Origin of the sequence: Lentilitoribacter sp. Alg239-R112 (assembly GCF_900537175.1) — a bacterium.
Lineage (GTDB): Bacteria > Pseudomonadota > Alphaproteobacteria > Rhizobiales > Rhizobiaceae > Lentilitoribacter.
In genome coordinates this window covers 2,342,239-2,360,846 of record NZ_LS999833.1, presented here as the reverse complement: position 1 = coordinate 2,360,846, position 18,608 = coordinate 2,342,239, and the positions used below count along the sequence as shown (strand labels likewise).

At 44.6% G+C, this 18,608-nt stretch carries 14 protein-coding genes and 1 pseudogene; 3 read left to right on the top strand and 12 right to left on the bottom strand.

Annotated features, from left to right (window positions below):
* Window positions 1–3 precede the first annotated feature (3 nt).
* From G3W54_RS11680 to G3W54_RS11625, 12 genes and pseudogenes are all read right to left on the bottom strand, one after another.
* Window positions 4–1,323, bottom strand: a complete 1,320-nt coding sequence (locus G3W54_RS11680; RefSeq protein ID WP_162653206.1) for a S41 family peptidase — start codon at window positions 1,321–1,323, stop codon at window positions 4–6.
* The gene (locus tag G3W54_RS11675; protein ID WP_162653205.1) at window positions 1,313–2,671 is read right to left on the bottom strand and encodes a peptidoglycan DD-metalloendopeptidase family protein; all 1,359 of its coding nucleotides are present in this window, start codon (window positions 2,669–2,671) and stop codon (window positions 1,313–1,315) included. Before G3W54_RS11675 ends, G3W54_RS11680 begins: the two co-directional genes overlap by 11 nt.
* 115 nt (window positions 2,672–2,786) lie before the next feature.
* Window positions 2,787–3,269 (bottom strand): 23S rRNA (pseudouridine(1915)-N(3))-methyltransferase RlmH, encoded by a 483-nt coding sequence (gene rlmH, locus G3W54_RS11670; protein ID WP_162653204.1) that lies wholly within the window; start codon window positions 3,267–3,269, stop codon window positions 2,787–2,789.
* A gap of 133 nt (window positions 3,270–3,402) precedes the next feature.
* Window positions 3,403–3,735: pseudogene (rsfS, locus tag G3W54_RS11665) on the bottom strand (ribosome silencing factor); the annotation flags it as partial.
* A 214-nt stretch (window positions 3,736–3,949) separates the two neighbouring features.
* Entirely contained in the window at window positions 3,950–4,540 is a 591-nt protein-coding gene (locus G3W54_RS11660) for a nicotinate-nucleotide adenylyltransferase (protein ID WP_162653683.1), read from the bottom strand.
* A 48-nt stretch (window positions 4,541–4,588) separates the two neighbouring features.
* A complete protein-coding gene (locus tag G3W54_RS11655; RefSeq protein ID WP_162653203.1) occupies window positions 4,589–5,875 on the bottom strand; it encodes a glutamate-5-semialdehyde dehydrogenase in 1,287 nt (428 codons plus the stop codon).
* A 1-nt stretch (window position 5,876) separates the two neighbouring features.
* Window positions 5,877–7,022, bottom strand: coding sequence for a glutamate 5-kinase (proB, locus tag G3W54_RS11650; RefSeq protein WP_162653202.1), 1,146 nt, complete (start codon window positions 7,020–7,022; stop codon window positions 5,877–5,879).
* Complete coding sequence (gene obgE / locus G3W54_RS11645) at window positions 7,022–8,032, bottom strand: GTPase ObgE (protein WP_162653201.1); 1,011 nt, start codon at window positions 8,030–8,032, stop codon at window positions 7,022–7,024. Before obgE ends, proB begins: the two co-directional genes overlap by 1 nt.
* A 96-nt stretch (window positions 8,033–8,128) precedes the next feature.
* Window positions 8,129–8,716, bottom strand: a complete 588-nt coding sequence (locus tag G3W54_RS11640) for a GNAT family N-acetyltransferase (RefSeq protein ID WP_162653200.1) — start codon at window positions 8,714–8,716, stop codon at window positions 8,129–8,131.
* A gap of 13 nt (window positions 8,717–8,729) precedes the next feature.
* Window positions 8,730–9,389 (bottom strand): GNAT family N-acetyltransferase, encoded by a 660-nt coding sequence (locus G3W54_RS11635; RefSeq protein WP_162653199.1) that lies wholly within the window; start codon window positions 9,387–9,389, stop codon window positions 8,730–8,732.
* Between the two features lie 125 nt (window positions 9,390–9,514).
* On the bottom strand, window positions 9,515–9,784 hold the full coding sequence (rpmA, locus tag G3W54_RS11630) for a 50S ribosomal protein L27 (RefSeq protein WP_162653198.1): 270 nt from the start codon (window positions 9,782–9,784) through the stop codon (window positions 9,515–9,517).
* Window positions 9,785–9,808: 24 nt separating this feature from the next.
* The gene (locus G3W54_RS11625) at window positions 9,809–10,489 is read right to left on the bottom strand and encodes a 50S ribosomal protein L21 (RefSeq protein ID WP_162653197.1); all 681 of its coding nucleotides are present in this window, start codon (window positions 10,487–10,489) and stop codon (window positions 9,809–9,811) included.
* 542 nt (window positions 10,490–11,031) lie between these two features.
* On the opposite strand from G3W54_RS11625, the gene G3W54_RS11620 reads away from it, so the two are divergent.
* The 3 genes from G3W54_RS11620 (at window position 11,032) to G3W54_RS11610 (ending at window position 18,603) form a co-directional block, all read left to right on the top strand.
* Window positions 11,032–12,369: a DEAD/DEAH box helicase gene (locus G3W54_RS11620; RefSeq protein ID WP_162653196.1), complete on the top strand. Its 1,338-nt coding sequence runs from the start codon at window positions 11,032–11,034 to the stop codon at window positions 12,367–12,369.
* Between the two features lie 171 nt (window positions 12,370–12,540).
* Window positions 12,541–16,005, top strand: a complete 3,465-nt coding sequence (gene pyc / locus G3W54_RS11615; protein ID WP_162653682.1) for a pyruvate carboxylase — start codon at window positions 12,541–12,543, stop codon at window positions 16,003–16,005.
* 156 nt (window positions 16,006–16,161) lie between these two features.
* The gene (locus G3W54_RS11610; RefSeq protein WP_162653195.1) at window positions 16,162–18,603 is read left to right on the top strand and encodes a response regulator; all 2,442 of its coding nucleotides are present in this window, start codon (window positions 16,162–16,164) and stop codon (window positions 18,601–18,603) included.
* The last annotated feature ends 5 nt before the right edge of the window (window positions 18,604–18,608 follow it).

The window sequence follows — 18,608 nt, the reverse complement described above, 5'->3', positions numbered from 1 at the left end:
CGCCTAGTTGTTGCTAGCCTGATCCTTCATAGGAGGAAAAGCATCGTTATCGATTTCGCCGCGCAATAGTTGCAATGCATAATTAAGCTGCTCATCATCTTCTGGATCCGGTGGTACATATGCGATTGAGCCTGAACCCTCTTCATCTTCCTGATTGCCTTCAATATGGCCGCGAAGTTCGGATTCGCCAGTCTCGCGAACGCGTCCCTGTAATTCTTCAGGAATTGGCTGGTCGACTTTGATATCAGGCAAAATACCCTTACCCTGAATCGATGCACCTGATGGTGTGTAATAAAGAGCTGTCGTCAACCTTAGTGAACCAAATTCATTCATGGGTATAATGGTTTGAACTGAACCTTTACCGAAAGATCGTGTTCCCAAGATTGTTGCGCGCTTGTGGTCTTGAAGTGCGCCAGCTACGATTTCAGATGCGGATGCAGAACCACCATTAATCATAACAATGAGCGGTTTGCCGCCTGATAGATCACCTGGGCGTGCATTGAAACGGCGTTCAGTTTCGGGATCGCGCCCGCGTGTTGATACGATTTCACCACGATCTAGAAACGCATCTGAAACGCTTATTGCCTGATCAAGAAGACCACCCGGATTAAGCCTTAAATCCAGGACAAACCCTTTGAGTTTATCTTCACCAATTTCCTCGGTCAGTTTTGAAATAGCTTTATCGAGGTCACTGAATGTTTTCTCTGTGAAGGAAATAACACGAAGATAGCCAACATCGTTTTCTGCACGAGAGCGAACAGCACGAATAGCAATGATATCGCGAACAACTTCGATCTCTAATGGTTTATCGGCGCCTTGGCGGATAACCGTTAGGAGAATTGGCGTATTAACAGGTCCGCGCATGCGATCAACTGCGTCACCAAGAGAAAGACCGCGAACTGCCTCACCATCGATCTCCACGATTAAATCACCTGCCAAAACACCTGCTTTTGAAGCTGGCGTATCGTCGATTGGCGTAATGACTTTGACCACATCATCTTCCATTGTTACTTCAATGCCGAGACCACCAAATTCGCCACGTGTTTGTGTGCGCATATCATTCGCGGCTTCTTGATCAAGATAACTGGAATGCGGATCAAGTGAAGACAGCATGCCGCTTATGGCGCTCTGTACTAATTTTTTCTCATCTGGCGGCGTGACATATTCAGCACGGATGCGCTCAAATACCGACCCAAAAATTGATATTTGTCGATATGTATCAGAACTTGCCGCTTCTGCAGACAGGCCTTCTGTTTTGATAAAACTAGTTGCTGCGGCTCCCATAAATATGCCAACAGCGAGAAGCGATATTTTACGTATCATTACTTACCCTTCCAGACGTGATGTCAGCCCACCATGGAGCAGAATCAATGGTCTTTTGATCTTTCCTCAATTCAATGTAAAGCGTAGGCTTGCCTGACGCTAGTGCAAATGTCTTGTTGTCTTGTTGTTTTCGAGGCCCCATGGTTGCGATGGGCTCCCCTTTGACAATGAATTGGCCTTGGGAAACATTCAAGTTGCCCAATCCACTCATAACTAAATGATAGCCTTCACCTGCATTTATAATCAGCATTTTTCCGTAACTGCGGAATGGGCCTGAATAGACGACCCAGCCGTCAATAGGGGCTTTCACTTCGGCTTCTTCTGATGCTGCTAGTGCAATGCCTTGAAGGGGTTCACCTGTTCCATCATCGTCTCCAAAACTTGCGGCAAGTATCCCATCTACTGGAAATGGAACAGTGTCGCGTAATTCAGAGAACGCATATGAGGGAGCTAACTGTTTGTCATCTTTCGTATTTTCTCGTGCAAGGTCACGTGCTTTTTCCAGGTTTTCAGCGACACGTTTTTGTCTCGCAATTTCAGCAATACGTGCTTCTTCGGCATTTTTTCGGATGGAAAGAACCTCTTCATCGATTGAAGCTACAAGCAACTCCAGATCCTTGGATTTGGATTTGAGTTCATCAACACGTACTTTTTCTTTTTCCAGTTGCTGAAGGCTCGCAACATTCAGAGCGGCTTTTTCTTGAATAAGACGTGTCAGTTTCTTTTCTTCTTCGATACTTTGTTCGAGTGCTTCCGCCAGTTCAATCCGCTCACCATCAATGCTTACTCGAATTTCAGCCAGTTTTTGAAGGTCTGTTAATAGTTTTTCTGTTTCTGATCTAATCTCTGGTACGACAGCGCCCAGCAATATAGCGCTTCGAACTGACGATAATGCATCCTCAGGTTTGACAAGAAGTGCAGGGGGCGGATTGCTACCTAATCGCTGCAAAGCTGCCAGCACTTCGGACAAGATGTCATTTCGATCTCTAAGAGAAAGTTTTATAGCGGTTTCATCTGTTTCGAGTTTGGCCAAGCGTTCCTGACTATCTTGTGCGCGGGCGTTCAAGCTTGTTTGTTTTTGTTCAGCTTCCTTAAGTGAAACTTGCAGAAGATCCTGATCTTTTTTGAGCGTTGCGATTTTAGTTTTCAGGCGCTCCAGGGCTTTTGCACTAGCTTCACGTTGAATTTGCAGTTCCTCAAGTTCAGCGCTTGTTTGATCGCGTGCTTTCTCAAGTCTGTCTGTTGTTTCTTGTGCGACGGCGTCGAAATATGCAAAACAAAATACCATAAATCCCGCAGCTAAAATCGCGTGCAGGCTTATGGTTTTGAACTGAATATTCTTTTGCATGTCACCTTCTTAGCTGATTTGCAGCCGATAGACTAGAATTCTCAACCAAATCTATCTCACAATTATGTGTTTGGAATAGGGCGCAACTTCTGCCTTTCTGGACCCATAATTTGATCTATGATCGGTGGTATGGATGGCCAGATAAAATCGTGACAGATCGATAAAGTTGTTCTGCGAGCATAAATCTGGCCATTTGATGTGGCCATGTCATTTTGCCGAAAGAGAGTGATCTAAAGGCCATTTCTTTGCTTGTATAGTCGTGGCCATCCGCGCCTCCAATGGCAAACACAACATCGCGCTCACCATTATCGCGTAAATTCGCTAGCATCGAGGAGAATGCCTCAGATGTGATGTTATCTCCACCTTCGTCGAGTAAGATAAGTTTGCAATTGTTCGGTAAGGCTTTTGCAAGTTGCGCAGCTTCGTCAGCTTTGCGTTCTTTTGCGTTCCCTGCACGGCTTTCACTAATCTCAAGGACCTTCGCGAGTTCAAGTCCAATACCTGCACCAGATTTCTTGAAGCGATCCAAATACCGTTTCGTTAGTTCGCTTTCAGGGCCAGATTTTAGCTTACCAACTGTGTGGAGTGAGATGCGCATAGTTACGACCGCTGAAATTAAGATGAGGATGTGTGATAGACCCAACCGATCATGTTAGCTGGCTGTGTTGAAATTATAGTCTGTCACCGGTTAGAAAACCAAAGGATTGCTCATTTAAAAGCAATCCAATTCATCAGTGTTTTGTTTTTTCGTCAGTTTCTGGAGCCAACCACATTTTTTCAATGTTGTAGAACTCTCTAATTTCTGGTCTGAAAACGTGGATGATAATGTCGCCAAAATCGATCAGTACCCAGTCACCTTTTGAAAGGCCTTCGGTGCGTGCACTCCCGAGCCCAGCATTCTTCATATCAGTGATAAGTTGATCACAAATTGCAGAAACATGTCTGTTTGAGCGTCCGGACGTAACAATCATATAGTCGCCTATTGATGATTTCCCGCCGATATCAATTGTAATTGTATCTTCTGCTTTAGCCTCTTCAAGACATTCTAAAGCGATTTTTAGGGCGTCTTTCACGGCATCATCGCCTGATTTCTTCCCTTTTGAGAGCTTTTCGTCTTTTGCTCCCTTTTCGTGTGCTGTTCTCAGCTTGATTTCCTTTCGTTGTGGAACATGCTCAAATATATACCTATGATGGGATAAGAACCAATCATGGTGCTAGAATAGTCTGCAAGATACTTATGAAGCAAGTCAATTCTACATGGGGGTATGAACAGTGTCATCATGTTGTCTTGGATGCATTGCGTAAGGCTGTCGATGATAGTGATGACCTTGGCCCGTGCAGGAATGTCCACGCGGGCGGTTTGAGGTTAGCCAATGCGCTTGCATCAGTTTCATCCAGTCTTGCATGAGCGTATGTTTTTGCCATTTTGGATGATAGATAGGATAAGGTTGAGCCTGGACGATCAATGACTGCAATGGGGAAGGTTTCTGCGATGCCGCGCCAGTCTTGCCATGTATGGAAACTCGCTAAATTATCAGCACCCATAAGCCAGACGAAATTCACACCTCGATTTTTGCGAGCTATTAAGTCAAGTGTTTCGGCTGTGTAGGACAGTTTGTATGTCGCTTCAAATCCCGTGACTTTAATTTTAGGATCTCTGCAAATTTCCCGGCTTTGTTTGATGCGCTCGTTAAGTGGCAAAAGTTCTTTGTGACTTTTGAGCGGGTTGCCCGGCGTTACCATCCACCAAACTTGATCCAATTTCAGACGCTTTAATGCCATTTCGGCGACAAGTACGTGACCGTCATGAGGTGGGTTAAATGAACCGCCAAACAAACCGACGCGCATACCTTTTGTCACAAAAGGCATTTTTAGATAGTCCTGCTTGTTGGCTTTTTTGGTCAATCGCTTCCCTGATTAGTTTGGTCTGGTTTGACCGTTGCCGCGAACGCGATATTTAAAAGATGTTAATTGTTCAATTCCAACGGGTCCACGTGCATGCATTTTTCCGGTGGCGATACCAATCTCTGCACCCATGCCAAATTCTCCACCGTCGGCAAATTGTGTCGATGCGTTGTGCAAAAGAATAGCGGAATCAATTTCGTTGAAAAAACGCTCTGTTACAGAGGTATCCTCACAGATTACTGCTTCAGTATGTCCAGAAGAATAGTGCTGGATGTGTTCGATTGCACCAGTAATTCCATCAACGAATTTGGCAGAGATAATTGCGTCGAGATATTCTGTTGACCAGTCATCCTCCTTGGCGAGTATCACATTAGCAAATGTTTTGGCAATGTCTTCAGAACCTCTTACTTCACATCCCGCGCGCTGCAAGGAGGTGATAAGGTTTGCGGCGATGTTTTGATCAGCATTTTTATCGATGAGTAGCGTTTCTGCGGACCCACAAATACCAGTGCGTCGCATTTTTGCATTTACCACGATATCTTTTGCCATGTCTGCATCTGCAGATTTATCAACATAGATGTGGCACAGGCCTTCAAGATGCGCAAATACGGGTACACGTGCATCTGATTGTACGCGCCCTACCAGCCCTTTGCCACCGCGAGGAACGATCACATCAATTGCCCCATCCAAGCCTTTAAGCATCTCGCCAACAGCTGTTCTGTCGGACGTTGGTACGATCTGAATGGCGTGTTCAGGCAGTTTGGCAGCATTTAAACCAGTAACCAGGCAGGCATGAATTGCATTTGATGAATTAAATGAATCTGAACCTCCGCGCAGGATAACGGCATTACCTGCTTTTAAGCATAATGCGCCAGCGTCAGCTGTTACATTTGGACGACTTTCATATATGACACCAATGGTTCCGAGTGGTGTGCGAACACGCTCGATCTGAAGGCCATTAGGGCGATCCCAAGCTGCAATCACATCGCCAATAGGGTCTTTTAGTTCCGCAATTGCTCTTATGCCATTTGCCATTGCGCGGATGCGTTGATCGTCAAGTTTTAAGCGATCAAGAAATGATGGGCTTAAACCTGACTTTTCGCCATTTTCCATGTCAATTGCGTTGGCCGCCAAAATCTCATTTACGTTCCGCTCAATATCTTCTGCCATGCCTATTAATGCTGCATGTTTACGTTCAGGAGATGCAATAGCAAGCGCAGCCTTTGAAGCGGTTGCCTGCTCACCAATCTGAGCCATGATTTGTTCAACGCTTGTGTAGGAATTTTGTTTATCTGCCATTTTAACCCGCTTTATTCTCTTTGGCTTGCATCATGACGAGGTCGTCTCGGTGGATCATCGCACTTCGACCTGAATAACCCAATTTATCTTCAATTTGAGTGGTTTTGAAACCCGCAATTTCTTTGGCCTCAACAGCATCATAGGCTGCTAAACCCCGCGCGATTTCATTTCCATTCATGTCGATAACGGAGACATTGTCACCACGACCGAAAGTGCCAGAAACCGACTTTATACCAGCTGGCAGCAAACTTCGGCCTCTTTTTAGCGCATCCACCGCGCCATCATCAATGGTAATTGCACCTGCTGGTTCAAGCTGCCCTGCAATCCATGTCGCACGTGCTGCACGAGGTGTTCCTGCCGGTGAAAACCAGCTTGATCTTGCACCATTATCAATTGCCGTAATTGGGTTCTGTCTTTGTCCGGATGCGATGATCATAGCGCAACCTGCATTGGTCGCAATCTTTGCCGCATCGATTTTTGTGCGCATGCCCCCGCGCGAAAGTTCAGATCCAGTATCACCAGCCATTGCTTCAATTTCCGGTGTAATCGCATCAATTGTGTCGAGAAAATCCGCGTTCCTGTCTTCACTTGGTGATGCTGTGTAAAGCCCATCAACATCGGATAGTAGAATAAGTAAATCCGCGCCAATCATAGTAGCAACGCGCGCGGCCAATCGGTCGTTATCTCCGTAACGAATCTCTGACGTTGCAACCGTGTCATTCTCGTTGATAATTGGTACGCAATTCATGTTCAAAAGTTCAGTGGTTGTTGCTCGGGCATTTAAGTATCGGCGGCGTTCTTCAGTGTCATAAAGTGTAAGCAGTAGCTGTCCGGCAACGATGTCATGCGTTGAAAGTTTTTCACTCCATGCACGTGCAAGTGCAATTTGTCCAATAGCGGCACAAGCCTGACTTTCTTCAAGTTTTAAGCGTTTCTCCGTAATAGATAGTACGGATCGACCCATGGCTATCGCGCCGGATGATACCACTAGAACGTCGATATTTTGCTCCCGCAATCTTGCAATATCCTCACAAAGGGATGTTAGCCATTCAGCTTTTAATCCATCCTTGCGATCAACCAAAAGCGCTGACCCAATCTTAATCACGACGCGCTTGTGTTTTGCAATTTCTTTGCGGGAGGTGGCCATTAACCGGCGTCCTCTGGCTCTATCGAGGTATCAATAATTTTGCGTAACTCGCGTAAAATATCGGTCATGCCGGTTCCAACAATTGCTGATATTTCACGCACTTCTTTACCGGAGGCTTCGGCAAGTGCTGCTAATTTGTCAGCTTTGGTTTCGTCATCCAAAATATCAATTTGAGACAGTGCGACAATTTCAAGCTTGTCAACGATGCCTTTGCCATAGGCTTCCAATTCGTGGCGCACAATTTTGTAGGCTTCCGCAACATCTTCTTCTTGGGCTGAAACAAGATGCAACAATACACCTGTGCGTTCGACATGGCCCAAAAAGCGATCACCGATACCAGCACCTTCATGGGCGCCTTCTATAAGGCCGGGAATATCAGCGAGTACAAATTCATAGCCATCAGAAGTCGCAACACCCAAATTAGGGTGGAGCGTTGTAAATGGATACCCAGCAATTTTTGGACGTGCGCGCGTGACGCTAGATAAGAATGTAGATTTGCCCGCATTGGGAAGTCCAACCAATCCGCAATCAGCGATCAGTTTAAGACGTAGCCAAATTGTTTTTTCCTCTGCGGGTTGCCCAGGATTTGCATTGCGTGGCGCTTGGTTGGTTGAAGATTTGAAATGCGCATTGCCAAAGCCGCCATTGCCGCCTTTAGCCAGACGAAATTGTTGACCTTCTTCTGTGAGATCGCAAATAAGGGTTTCGTTATCTTCCTCAAAAACTTGAGTTCCAGCTGGAACTTTAAGTACCACATCTTCACCACGGGCGCCGGTGCGGTTTTTGCCCATGCCATGAACGCCTGTTTTTGCTTTGTAATGTTGTTGATATCGATAATCGATAAGTGTATTGAGGCCATTCACGGCCTCAATAAGTACACTGCCACCATTGCCGCCATCTCCGCCGTCTGGACCACCAAATTCGACATATTTTTCGCGGTGAAATGATACGCAACCTGCGCCACCTGCACCCGATTTAATATAGACTTTCGCCTGATCGAGAAATTTCATGATGTTGAGGTCCGTCTACTTATTTCAACAACTTAGCTGTCGAATTTGGTTTCAATTGCCCTTCGATACAATTGCTTGCATCAAAAGGCAAAACATTTAGGCGTAAATTGCCCCAGTTTCTAATTGGTTTTCGTGTATTGGGGCAAAGCCGTGATAGGGTTCCAGATTAAGTTGGTACCACCTCACGATTGTTTCACGACCATTATCGAACGATAACGGAGCTGTTTCCTGAGGCCGAAATCCGTTTTTCTCAAGTACGCGTTGGGATGCAATATTATCTAACTCACATCCAGCCCGCAACATAGCAAACCGAAAATCGGGCAAGATATCCCGGATCAAGACACCAACAGCTTCGGTGGCAAAACCTTGGCTCCAATGTTTCTCTCCAATCCAATATCCAAAGGACGGGATGATGTGATTATCTTTGACTGATATGCTGATCAATCCAAGAAATTCATCCGTTTCCTTGTTGATGATAGCATTTACACGCATGTCCAGTGGGTTGGCTGTCTTTGCTCGAAGAACAAAACTTTGTGCGTCGCCAATGGAGAAGGGTTGAGGTTTGAACAACATACGGTCCAAAACTTCAGCGCTTCCCAAATGCGATGTCATCGCTTCAATGTGGTGGTGATCTATAGGTTGCAATGCAACCCGTTCCTGATGGTTTCTAATTATATCCAACATGTCTAACCTCCTTTCATTCAGTTTCTTGTTCAAATGTTGTGGGCCAGTTTCTTAAAGAGGCCCAAATCGCACGCTCAAGGCGGTAAATTTCAATTGGCATTTGGGAGTTTTGCGCAAGGCAATAACCGATGCCTGTTGAGAGAAATTGAAAACCGCTTTTTTGCAATATTCGACGTGATGCGTAATTGCCAATTCGGCAATGTCCCACGAGGTCTTCTATTTCTTCATCTTCAAAAGCCATATCAACCAGTGCATGGGCAGCTTCGGTTGCATATCCGTTGCCCCAGTATTGTTGACCAAGCCAATAACCAATTTCCTTTTGCTCGCGCCCGTCTTTTTTCTCTATGCCGCAACATCCAATAATCTCACCGGTCGTGGTGAGTGTGATGGCATAGACGCAATTGCCCGAAGCAAGTTTGTTGACCTTGTTAACAAAGTCAGCAGCATCTTGCTTTCCATATGGATGAGGCATTCGCGAGAGCATATTGGCGACCGCAGTGTTGTTTGCCAAATCGGAAATTGCGTCTATGTCATCACACTGCGGTTTGCGCAAAGTGAGGCGACGAGTTTCAATTTTTGTAACGTTCACAATTTTCTCAATACTGAGTCCGTCACTTTGGCTTATCCGTTCTTCTTGTTCGTCACTTAACTGTTCATCTGATAGGCATTGCATTTTCAAAAACCTCCTGCTTGAAAATAAAAAAAGGGAAGATGATCTCTCATCTTCCCTTTTGAAACATTTGGCTTTTTAGAATCAGCCGGGTCGATGAGACACCGGATGATTTAGAGCGTTTCCGGTTATTCCGCTGCTTCCGCGAGTGGCATCACAGACACATACGTGCGTCCGTTGGCCTTCTTACGAAATTCTACATTACCTTCTGTTGTAGCAAAAATAGTATGATCGCGGCCAAGACCAACGCCTGTACCAGGATGCCATTTTGTGCCACGTTGGCGAAGGATGATATTACCTGAGATGACGTTTTCGCCACCGAATTTTTTAACGCCTAGGCGTTTTGATTCAGAGTCGCGACCGTTACGGGATGAGCCACCAGCTTTTTTATGTGCCATTTTTTCTTCTCCTACAGTCCTAAATTACGCTTTTGCCAATTCGGCAGCTTGACTTAACCAGTCATCGCGCTCGATGCGGCCTTTGAATGATAATGCATCATCAAGTTTCTGAATGTCGTCTTTTGACATAGCAGCAACTTGCGCAAATGTCATCACACCAAGTGCATTAAGTTTTTTCTCAAGCACTGGGCCAACACCAGAAATCTTTTTAAGATCATCAGCTGGACCTTCAGGAGCTGCAAATAATGGTGCAACTTCGTCGGATTTAGCTTCTGCCTTTTTAGCAGGTGCCTTTTTCTCAGCTTTAGGCGCTGCTTCTTTAGCTGCAGCCTTTGGTGCTGTTTCCTTCTTAGCTGCTGGCTTTGCAGCAGCTTTCTTTGAAGGTTTCGCGCCACCAGTCAAGATTTCAGCAATAGACACTGTTGTGAAATGCTGACGATGACCAATAGTACGTTTTGAGTTTTGACGACGACGCTTTTTGAAAGCGATGATCTTACGGCCACGGCCCTGATCAACGACTTCAGCAGTTACAAGTGCACCTTCAACAAGTGGCTTACCGATTGTAGCAGATGCGCCTTCACCGACCATCATAACTTCTGTGAATTCTACAATGTCACCAGCTTCGCCAGCAACTTTCTCTACCTTGAGAACGTCTCCTGCGGTAACGCGATATTGCTTACCACCAGTTTTAATGACTGCGAACATTTTTTTTCCTTCGAGTGTTCAGTCCAGTTCTATCTGTAAAACGCATTTGTGAGTCGAACAGATGACTGTCTTTTTCAGTCTTCATAAATGATAATCGATTGTTTTTACTACGATTATCGGCTCAAATCCTGATCCTGATATTTAAATATCTTGTTGGACAAAGATAAACGGCACAAAATATATTGCGCCGTCTGTTGGCTGAACTACGCCAGAAAACCAATAAAGTCAAGAAATTTGGGTATATAAAGTTGTACTAAAAATGTGGCACTAACTCTGCTTCGTGGCTACGTTAGAGATTAACCAAAATCTTGGCTACAATGCTGCTATGCACAATTATGGCTTGCTATTATTAAGATCAACATGTAATTGCAGCGGCAGAAGAGTGTTGCAACTCTTAAAGGCCCATAAGCATAAGAGCTTGGCGGGCTTGCCCAAAGCTCAGGCCTTTTTTGATCTCATGATCCATCATGTCTGAACATACAGCGCAATTGCTAGGCGCATTAACATACGCGGATGATTCCTCATTCGCCTAAGGATTCGACATGACGACTTTTAAAGATTTTGACCTCCCCGAAGCTATTATACATTGTTTAGACCACGCTGGTTTGAAGAACCCAACTCCCGTACAGCTAAAAGCCATTCCATTTGCGCTTGAAGGCCGTGATATACTGGGTTCAGCACAGACAGGAACTGGTAAAACGGCTGCATTTGGTGTGCCGCTGGTTGCTAAATTGTTGGCAAATCCAGATGACATGGCTGTTGTTATTACACCTACTCGTGAACTTGCTGCACAGGTGCATAAAGCAATTTCGACTTTTGTGAGCAAAAACTCCAAGATTTTGGCAGCGCTTCTTATTGGTGGTGAACCAATGCCAAAGCAGCTTAACTTTTTGCGCCGCGGACCGCGTATTATTATCGGTACGCCTGGCCGTATTAACGATCATCTTTCACGGGGAACATTGAAGCTAGATCGTACATCTTACCTTGTGTTAGACGAGACTGACCGCATGCTTGATATGGGCTTTGCTAGCCAGATTGAAAAAATCGTCAGTAAAATGCCGTATAAACGCCAGACAATGCTGTTTTCAGCCACGCTACCTGCAAATATTATGAAGCTATCGAAAGCTTATTTGAATAATCCAGAACGCGTAGCTATTGGTTCAGCTAATGAAATTGCGAAGAACATCAAGCAAGAAACTGCGAATATTACGCGCAACGAAAAATATCCACGGCTTGTTGATGAACTAAACAAGCGTAACGGTTCAATCATTGTGTTTGTTAAAAGCAAGTTCAATGCCGATAAGATGGCAAAGCGTCTCCGCAAAGAAGGTCATGACTCTGATGCTATTCATGGCGATCTTCGTCATAATAAACGTGAGCGTGTGATCAAAGATTTCCGAGCGCAAAAAACACGGATTTTAATTGCAACGGATATTGCTGCTCGTGGTTTGGATATTCCTCACATTGAGCACGTTATTAACTTTGACCTTCCGCAATCTCCAGAAGATTACATCCATCGCTTGGGACGAACAGCGCGTGCAGGGGCTAACGGTGAAGCCCTTTGCTTTATCTCTCCTGATGATGATGAAAAGTGGTTTGCGATCTGTAAACTGTTGAACCCAGATACAGATATGAAGCGTCCCGCAAGGAAAAAGCCTGGTGGCCGTGGTGGTAAAACAGGTGGAGCTGGACCATCAAAAAATAAGACAAAGGCCTTTAGCTTTAAGAAACATTCTCGCAATGGTAAAAAGCCGCAAGGTGAGTCAGTGGATAAGCCGGCGAAATCAGGTGGTCCACGTAGATCTTCAAATGGACCGAAATCGGGTAAATCTGGCGGCGGCGGGCAAGGTGGTCGTACAAGATCTCGCAGAGCGGCATAAGGCTCTGTAATTTAATCTTCCCAACAGGTAGTTAACTAATACTGTTTCAATCGATTTGAACCGTTTCGCTTAGTTGCATTGCAGCATCTGAGGCGCTAAGACATGCCCATAACTTCCAGTTTCGGCAGTGCCGAAAAAAATAGACGCATAATTCTTGATGGGGATATATTCTTGAAAATCTCAAAAATTCTAGTAGCGAATAGGTCTGAAATTGCCATTCGTGTTTTTCGTGCAGCAAATGAACTTGGTATTAAAACAGTTGCCATTTGGGCCGAGGAAGACAAACTTGCGCTTCATCGCTTTAAGGCCGATGAATCCTATCAAGTTGGCCGTGGTGATCACCTTAAAAAAGATATGGGCCCTATCGAAAGTTATCTTTCCATCGAGGAAATTATTCGTGTTGCTAAACTTTCTGGGGCGGACGCTATTCACCCCGGCTATGGCCTTTTGTCTGAAAGTCCGGAATTTGTGGATGCATGCGATGAAGCGGGTATAATCTTCATTGGACCACGCGGCGAGACTATGCGTCGTTTGGGTAATAAAGTAGCTGCACGTAATTTGGCGCTTGAAGTTGGTGTGCCTGTTGTGCCTGCAACTGATCCATTGCCAGAAGATGATATTGAAGCCGTTAAAAAAATGGCTGCTGAGATTGGCTACCCGTTGATGCTAAAAGCCTCATGGGGCGGGGGTGGCCGCGGAATGCGCGTAATTCGTGCAGAGGATGAGCTCGAGCGGGAATCAACCGAAGCACGTCGCGAAGCGATTGCTGCATTCGGCAAGGGTGAAATTTACCTTGAGAAGCTGGTTGAGCGTGCGCGTCATGTTGAAAGCCAAGTTTTGGGTGATACACACGGTAATGTAGTTCATTTGTTTGAGCGTGATTGTTCTGTTCAACGTCGTAATCAGAAAGTTGTCGAACGTGCTCCTGCACCCTACCTTAATGAGGAGAAGCGTCAAGAATTGGCATCATATTCAAAAAAGCTAGCCTCTGAGACGAATTATGTTGGTGCTGGTACAGTTGAATATCTTATGGATATGGAATCAGGTGATTTCTACTTTATTGAAGTAAACCCGCGTATTCAGGTTGAACATACTGTGACTGAAGAAGTTACAGGTATTGATATAGTTAAAGCGCAAATCCATATCCTGGAAGGCGCTGCCATTGGCACGGAAGAATCTGGTGTTCCTGCACAAGAGGATATCCGACTTAATGGTCATGCGCTTCAATGTCGGATTACGACAGAGGATCCTGAGCAGAACTTTATTCCAGACTATGGTCGTATAACGGCCTACCGTGGTGCGACAGGTTTTGGTATTCGCCTTGATGGCGGTACAGCTTATTCAGGTGCAGTTATCACCCGTTATTACGATCCGCTTCTGGAAAAAGTGACAGCATGGGCACCGACGCCTGAAGAAGCGATCCAGCGGATGGACCGTGCGCTACGTGAGTTTCGTATTCGTGGTGTTTCAACCAACTTGACATTCCTTGAGGCGATTATTGGCCATGAGGAATTTAAGAATAATACTTACACAACAAAATTTATCGATTCGACACCGGAATTGTTCGAGCAAGTTAAACGTGCTGACCGTGCGACAAAATTATTGACTTACTTGGCCGATGTTACCGTTAATGGCCATCCAGAAGTTAAAGGTAGACCTCGCCCGTCAGAAGATGCGCCGGCTCCAAAAGTGCCGTATGTCACTGGTGATATTCCTGATGGCACAAAGCAAATTTTGGATGAATATGGTCCGGATAAATTTGCAAAATGGATGCGTGTTCAAAAGCGCACGCTGATTACAGATACGACGATGCGTGATGGTCATCAGTCGTTGTTGGCTACACGTATGCGGACATATGATATTGCCAATATTGCTGGCACTTATGCTCGTGCATTGCCAAATCTCTTCTCACTTGAATGTTGGGGCGGCGCAACATTTGATGTATCTATGCGCTTTCTTACGGAAGATCCTTGGGAGCGCCTTTCTAAAGTGAGAGAGGCTGCACCAAACATTCTTCTACAGATGCTTTTGCGTGGTGCAAATGGTGTGGGTTATAAGAACTATCCAGATAATGTTGTGAAGCACTTTGTTAAGCAAGCCGCTGAAGGTGGTATCGATTTGTTCCGCGTGTTCGACTGCCTAAACTGGGTTGAGAATATGCGTGTGTCAATGGACGCAGTTCGTGAAGAAAACAAACTTTGCGAAGCTACAATTTGCTATACTGGCGATATTATGAATTCGGCTCGTCCGAAATATGATCTTCAATATTATGCGGATCTTGCTAAAGATCTTGATAAAGCGGGTGCCCATATTATTGCTCTGAAAGACATGGCTGGTTTGCTAAAGCCAGCTGCAGCAACGCAGTTGTTTGGCGCAATCCGTGATGTGACGGATCTGCCTATTCATTTTCATACGCACGATACGTCAGGTATTACTGCGGCGACGGTTTTGGCAGCTGTTGATGCAGGTGTTGATGCGGTGGACGCGGCAATGGACGCGTTTTCTGGTAATACATCTCAACCATGCTTAGGGTCTATTGTTGAAGCGCTTAAAGGTTCAGAGCGTGACCCTGAATTGGACACAGAATGGATACGTCGGATTTCATTCTATTGGGAATCTGTGCGTGACCAGTATGCAGCTTTTGAATCCATTAGCCAAAGCCCAGCATCCGAAGTTTATCTTCACGAAATGCCAGGCGGTCAATTCACTAACTTGAAGGAACAAGCACGTTCGCTAGGTTTAGAAACACGTTGGCACGAAGTTGCACAAACCTACTCGGACGCCAATCAGATGTTTGGTGATATCGTTAAAGTAACACCGTCTTCGAAGGTTGTTGGGGATATGGCTTTGATGATGGTGAGCCAAGATTTGAGCGTCGCAGATGTTGAAGACCCAGAGAAAGATGTTGCCTTCCCCGAGAGTGTTGTTTCAATGATGCGTGGCGATTTGGGGCAGCCGCCTAAGGGCTGGCCAAAGGCGTTGCAGGACAAAGTGCTAAAAGGTGAAGAGGCTTATACGGTTCGTCCTGGTTCTTTGTTGGACCATGCTGATCTTGCTCAAGAACGTAAAGATATTGAAACTACGCTTGAACGCGAAGTTTCTGAGAACGAGTTCTCATCTTATTTAATGTATCCAAAAGTGTTCACTGATTTTGCACAGATTAGCGAAACTTATGGTCCTGTGAGTTCATTGTCTACGCCGAGTTATTTTTATGGTCTTCCGGTCGGAGAAGAAGCATTTATTGAGATCGAAAAAGGTAAGACACTTGTTGTCCAAAACCTTGCTATGAGCGATACCGATGAAAAGGGTATGGTCACAGTATTTTTCGAATTTAATGGTCAACCGCGCCGAATTAAGGTTCCAGATCGAGCACATGGTGCAGCTGGATCTGCTGTTCGACCAAAAGCAGAACTTGGCAACGACAACCATGTTGGTGCGCCTATGCCAGGTGTTGTATCCACAGTTGCTGTTTCTTCGGGCCAGAAAATCAAAGCCGGTGATGTGCTTTTATCCATTGAGGCAATGAAAATGGAAACGGCTATTCATGCTGAAAAAGATGGTGTTCTTAACGAAGTTCTTATCAAAGTTGGTGATCAAATCGATGCGAAAGATCTTCTGATGGATTTTAAAGTATAAATCTTCATTATTCTTTCTGTTATTGAATAACTACAGTTTAACTTTGTCAAAACCGCCCATAAGGCACTAATTCATTACTATTGCTTTATGGGTATTTTTTCATTCGTTTATTAACCAATTCTGTTCATATTAATCTGAATTAGAAGAGTGGGTATTATGCGAATGCGTGCAAACATGTCTCTTACGAGTCGTAAAACTATTTGGTTTTTGCGTTTAGCTTACACTGTCAGCCTCGTTGGTATAGCAATTATTTGTTTTCAAAACTATCAGGCTAACTCGTTACACGACATGAAAGCACATGAACTGGTCGAATTTACAGAAGAGTTTCAGAAGCTGGAATTGATCGCAGAAGCGGTCAATAATTCAGCAATACGATTGCAGGAACTGCTGAGTAAAGATAAACCAACTGATGATGAAAAAATCGCCCATGAAAAGCATATCAGCGTCAGTGTAAATACACTGATTGCAAAGGTTTCTCAGGGTTTCGAGCAGACAAAAATATTTGAAAATATCTATAATCATCAGGCGGCCGTAACTGGTTCACTGCGATTTGACGATAAATCGCTTCAGCAGGTTAAACACTCTATCTATCGCTATTCTCAGTTTTTTAGACCGGATCAGCTAACCGGAGATTTAATGGGCGATGCTTTGCCCAAACAAGTTAAGAGTCTTGTATTTAACTATAAAGTTATGGCTCTGAAATCACGATCACTAATCCGTAGCGTGATTTTGAAGAGACATGAGTTTCTAGGTGATTGGACCACTAAAAAGCATTTAGATTTTATCATAATGACCTTAGCCGCGCTTTTGTGCATTGCTGTTCTGATCTTTCTACCAGTTGATGTTATTTTTCGTCGATTGCTACAAGGCTTTGAGATCAAAAGACATGAAGCTGATGTTGCATTGGAAAATGCAAAAGAAGCTGACCGCGCTAAGTCTGAATTTTTAGCTACAATGAGCCACGAGATCCGTACACCCATGAATGGTGTGTTGGGCATGGCGGAGTTACTTAATAAAACTGATCTCGATGATCGACAAAGAACTTTTTCAAATGTGATAATGAAATCGAGCAATGCACTTTTAGGTATTATCAATGACATTCTCGATTTTTCAAAGATAGATGCTCAACAACTGCAACTTCAAGATGAGGTGTGCGATGTGGGCGAATTGGTTGGTGAGATCTCGACGTTATTGGCAATAAAAGCCAATGAAAAAGATGTTGAACTTGTCATGCGTATTCAGCCGGATATGCCAAAAAGTGTGTCTGTCGATGGGGTGAGGCTTCGTCAAATCATTATCAACATTTTGGGAAATGCCATCAAGTTTACAGAAAAAGGCCATGTTCTTATTAATGTCTCGAGCCTTGAATGTGATAAGCTGGACCACGCACGATTACAATTTGAAATCGAAGATACAGGAATAGGCATTTCGGAGGGCAAAATTGGGAAGATCTTTGATAAATTTAGTCAAGTTGATAGCTCTAACACCCGGCGTTTTGAAGGAACCGGATTGGGGTTAGCTATTTCCGCTCGACTTGTTGAAATGATGGGTGGAAAAATTGCGGTAAGTAGTGAATTGGGTGTCGGTTCAAAATTCAATTTCACACTTGATCTGCCAATCGAGAATGGTGAATCTTTTGAAGAGCTTGTTGAAGTTGATCCTAACACGCGAATACGTGCACTTGTTGTGGATGATAATGAAGTTAATAGAGCGATCTTGGTCGAGCAACTAAGTGCTTGGGGCTACGAATGTGTTGCGGTGGAAAGTGGACCTGTCGCGCTGGAATTTCTGAATGCTGCCCAAAACCATCATGGTATCAAAGTCGACATTGTCGTTCTTGATTTTCAGATGCCTGATATGACTGGTGCTGAAGTTCTAAAAGCGATCAGAGAAACCGAGGCTATTGCAAATACAAAAGTTCTCCTTCTATCTTCTGTGGATCATTCAGAGTTAATTAATTCATTGAAGCAATATCAACTTGATGGGCATTTATCCAAGCCAGTACGCGGGGTAGATTTAAGAGTTGTTATCGATCAAATTTTGACTGGTTCCCAGGTGAAGAATCTAAGGTCAGCTGCACATGCACTTGCCGAACCGGTTGCTCAACCTGAAGCATCTTCCGTTGCAAATAGTCGTGTTTCAACTGAACAAACCCCAGCGGCTTCTCAATTGCTTGCGGTAGAAGAAACGCAGGAGTTGGATATTCTTGTTTGTGAAGATAATGAGGTCAATCAACTTGTTATTTCGCAATATCTGGAGATGACAGACTATAGTTTTAAGATAGTTGCGAATGGAAAATTGGGTGTGTCTGAATGGGAGGCATGTCATCCGCGCATAATCCTTATGGATGTTTCTATGCCTGAGATGAATGGTCGTGAAGCCACGAGACGTATTCGTGCTCTGGAAATCGAGCACAAGATCGGTCGAACCCCGATAATTGGAGTGACCGCACATGCGCAGATCAAGGATAAAGAAGAATGCCTTGAAGCAGGTATGGATGATGTTTTGACCAAGCCACTTTCATCTGAAACTTTATTTGAAATGCTGGATAATTGGATAGATTCAAACGATTTAAAAAGGATTGCCAGTTCCGCCTAAATGAC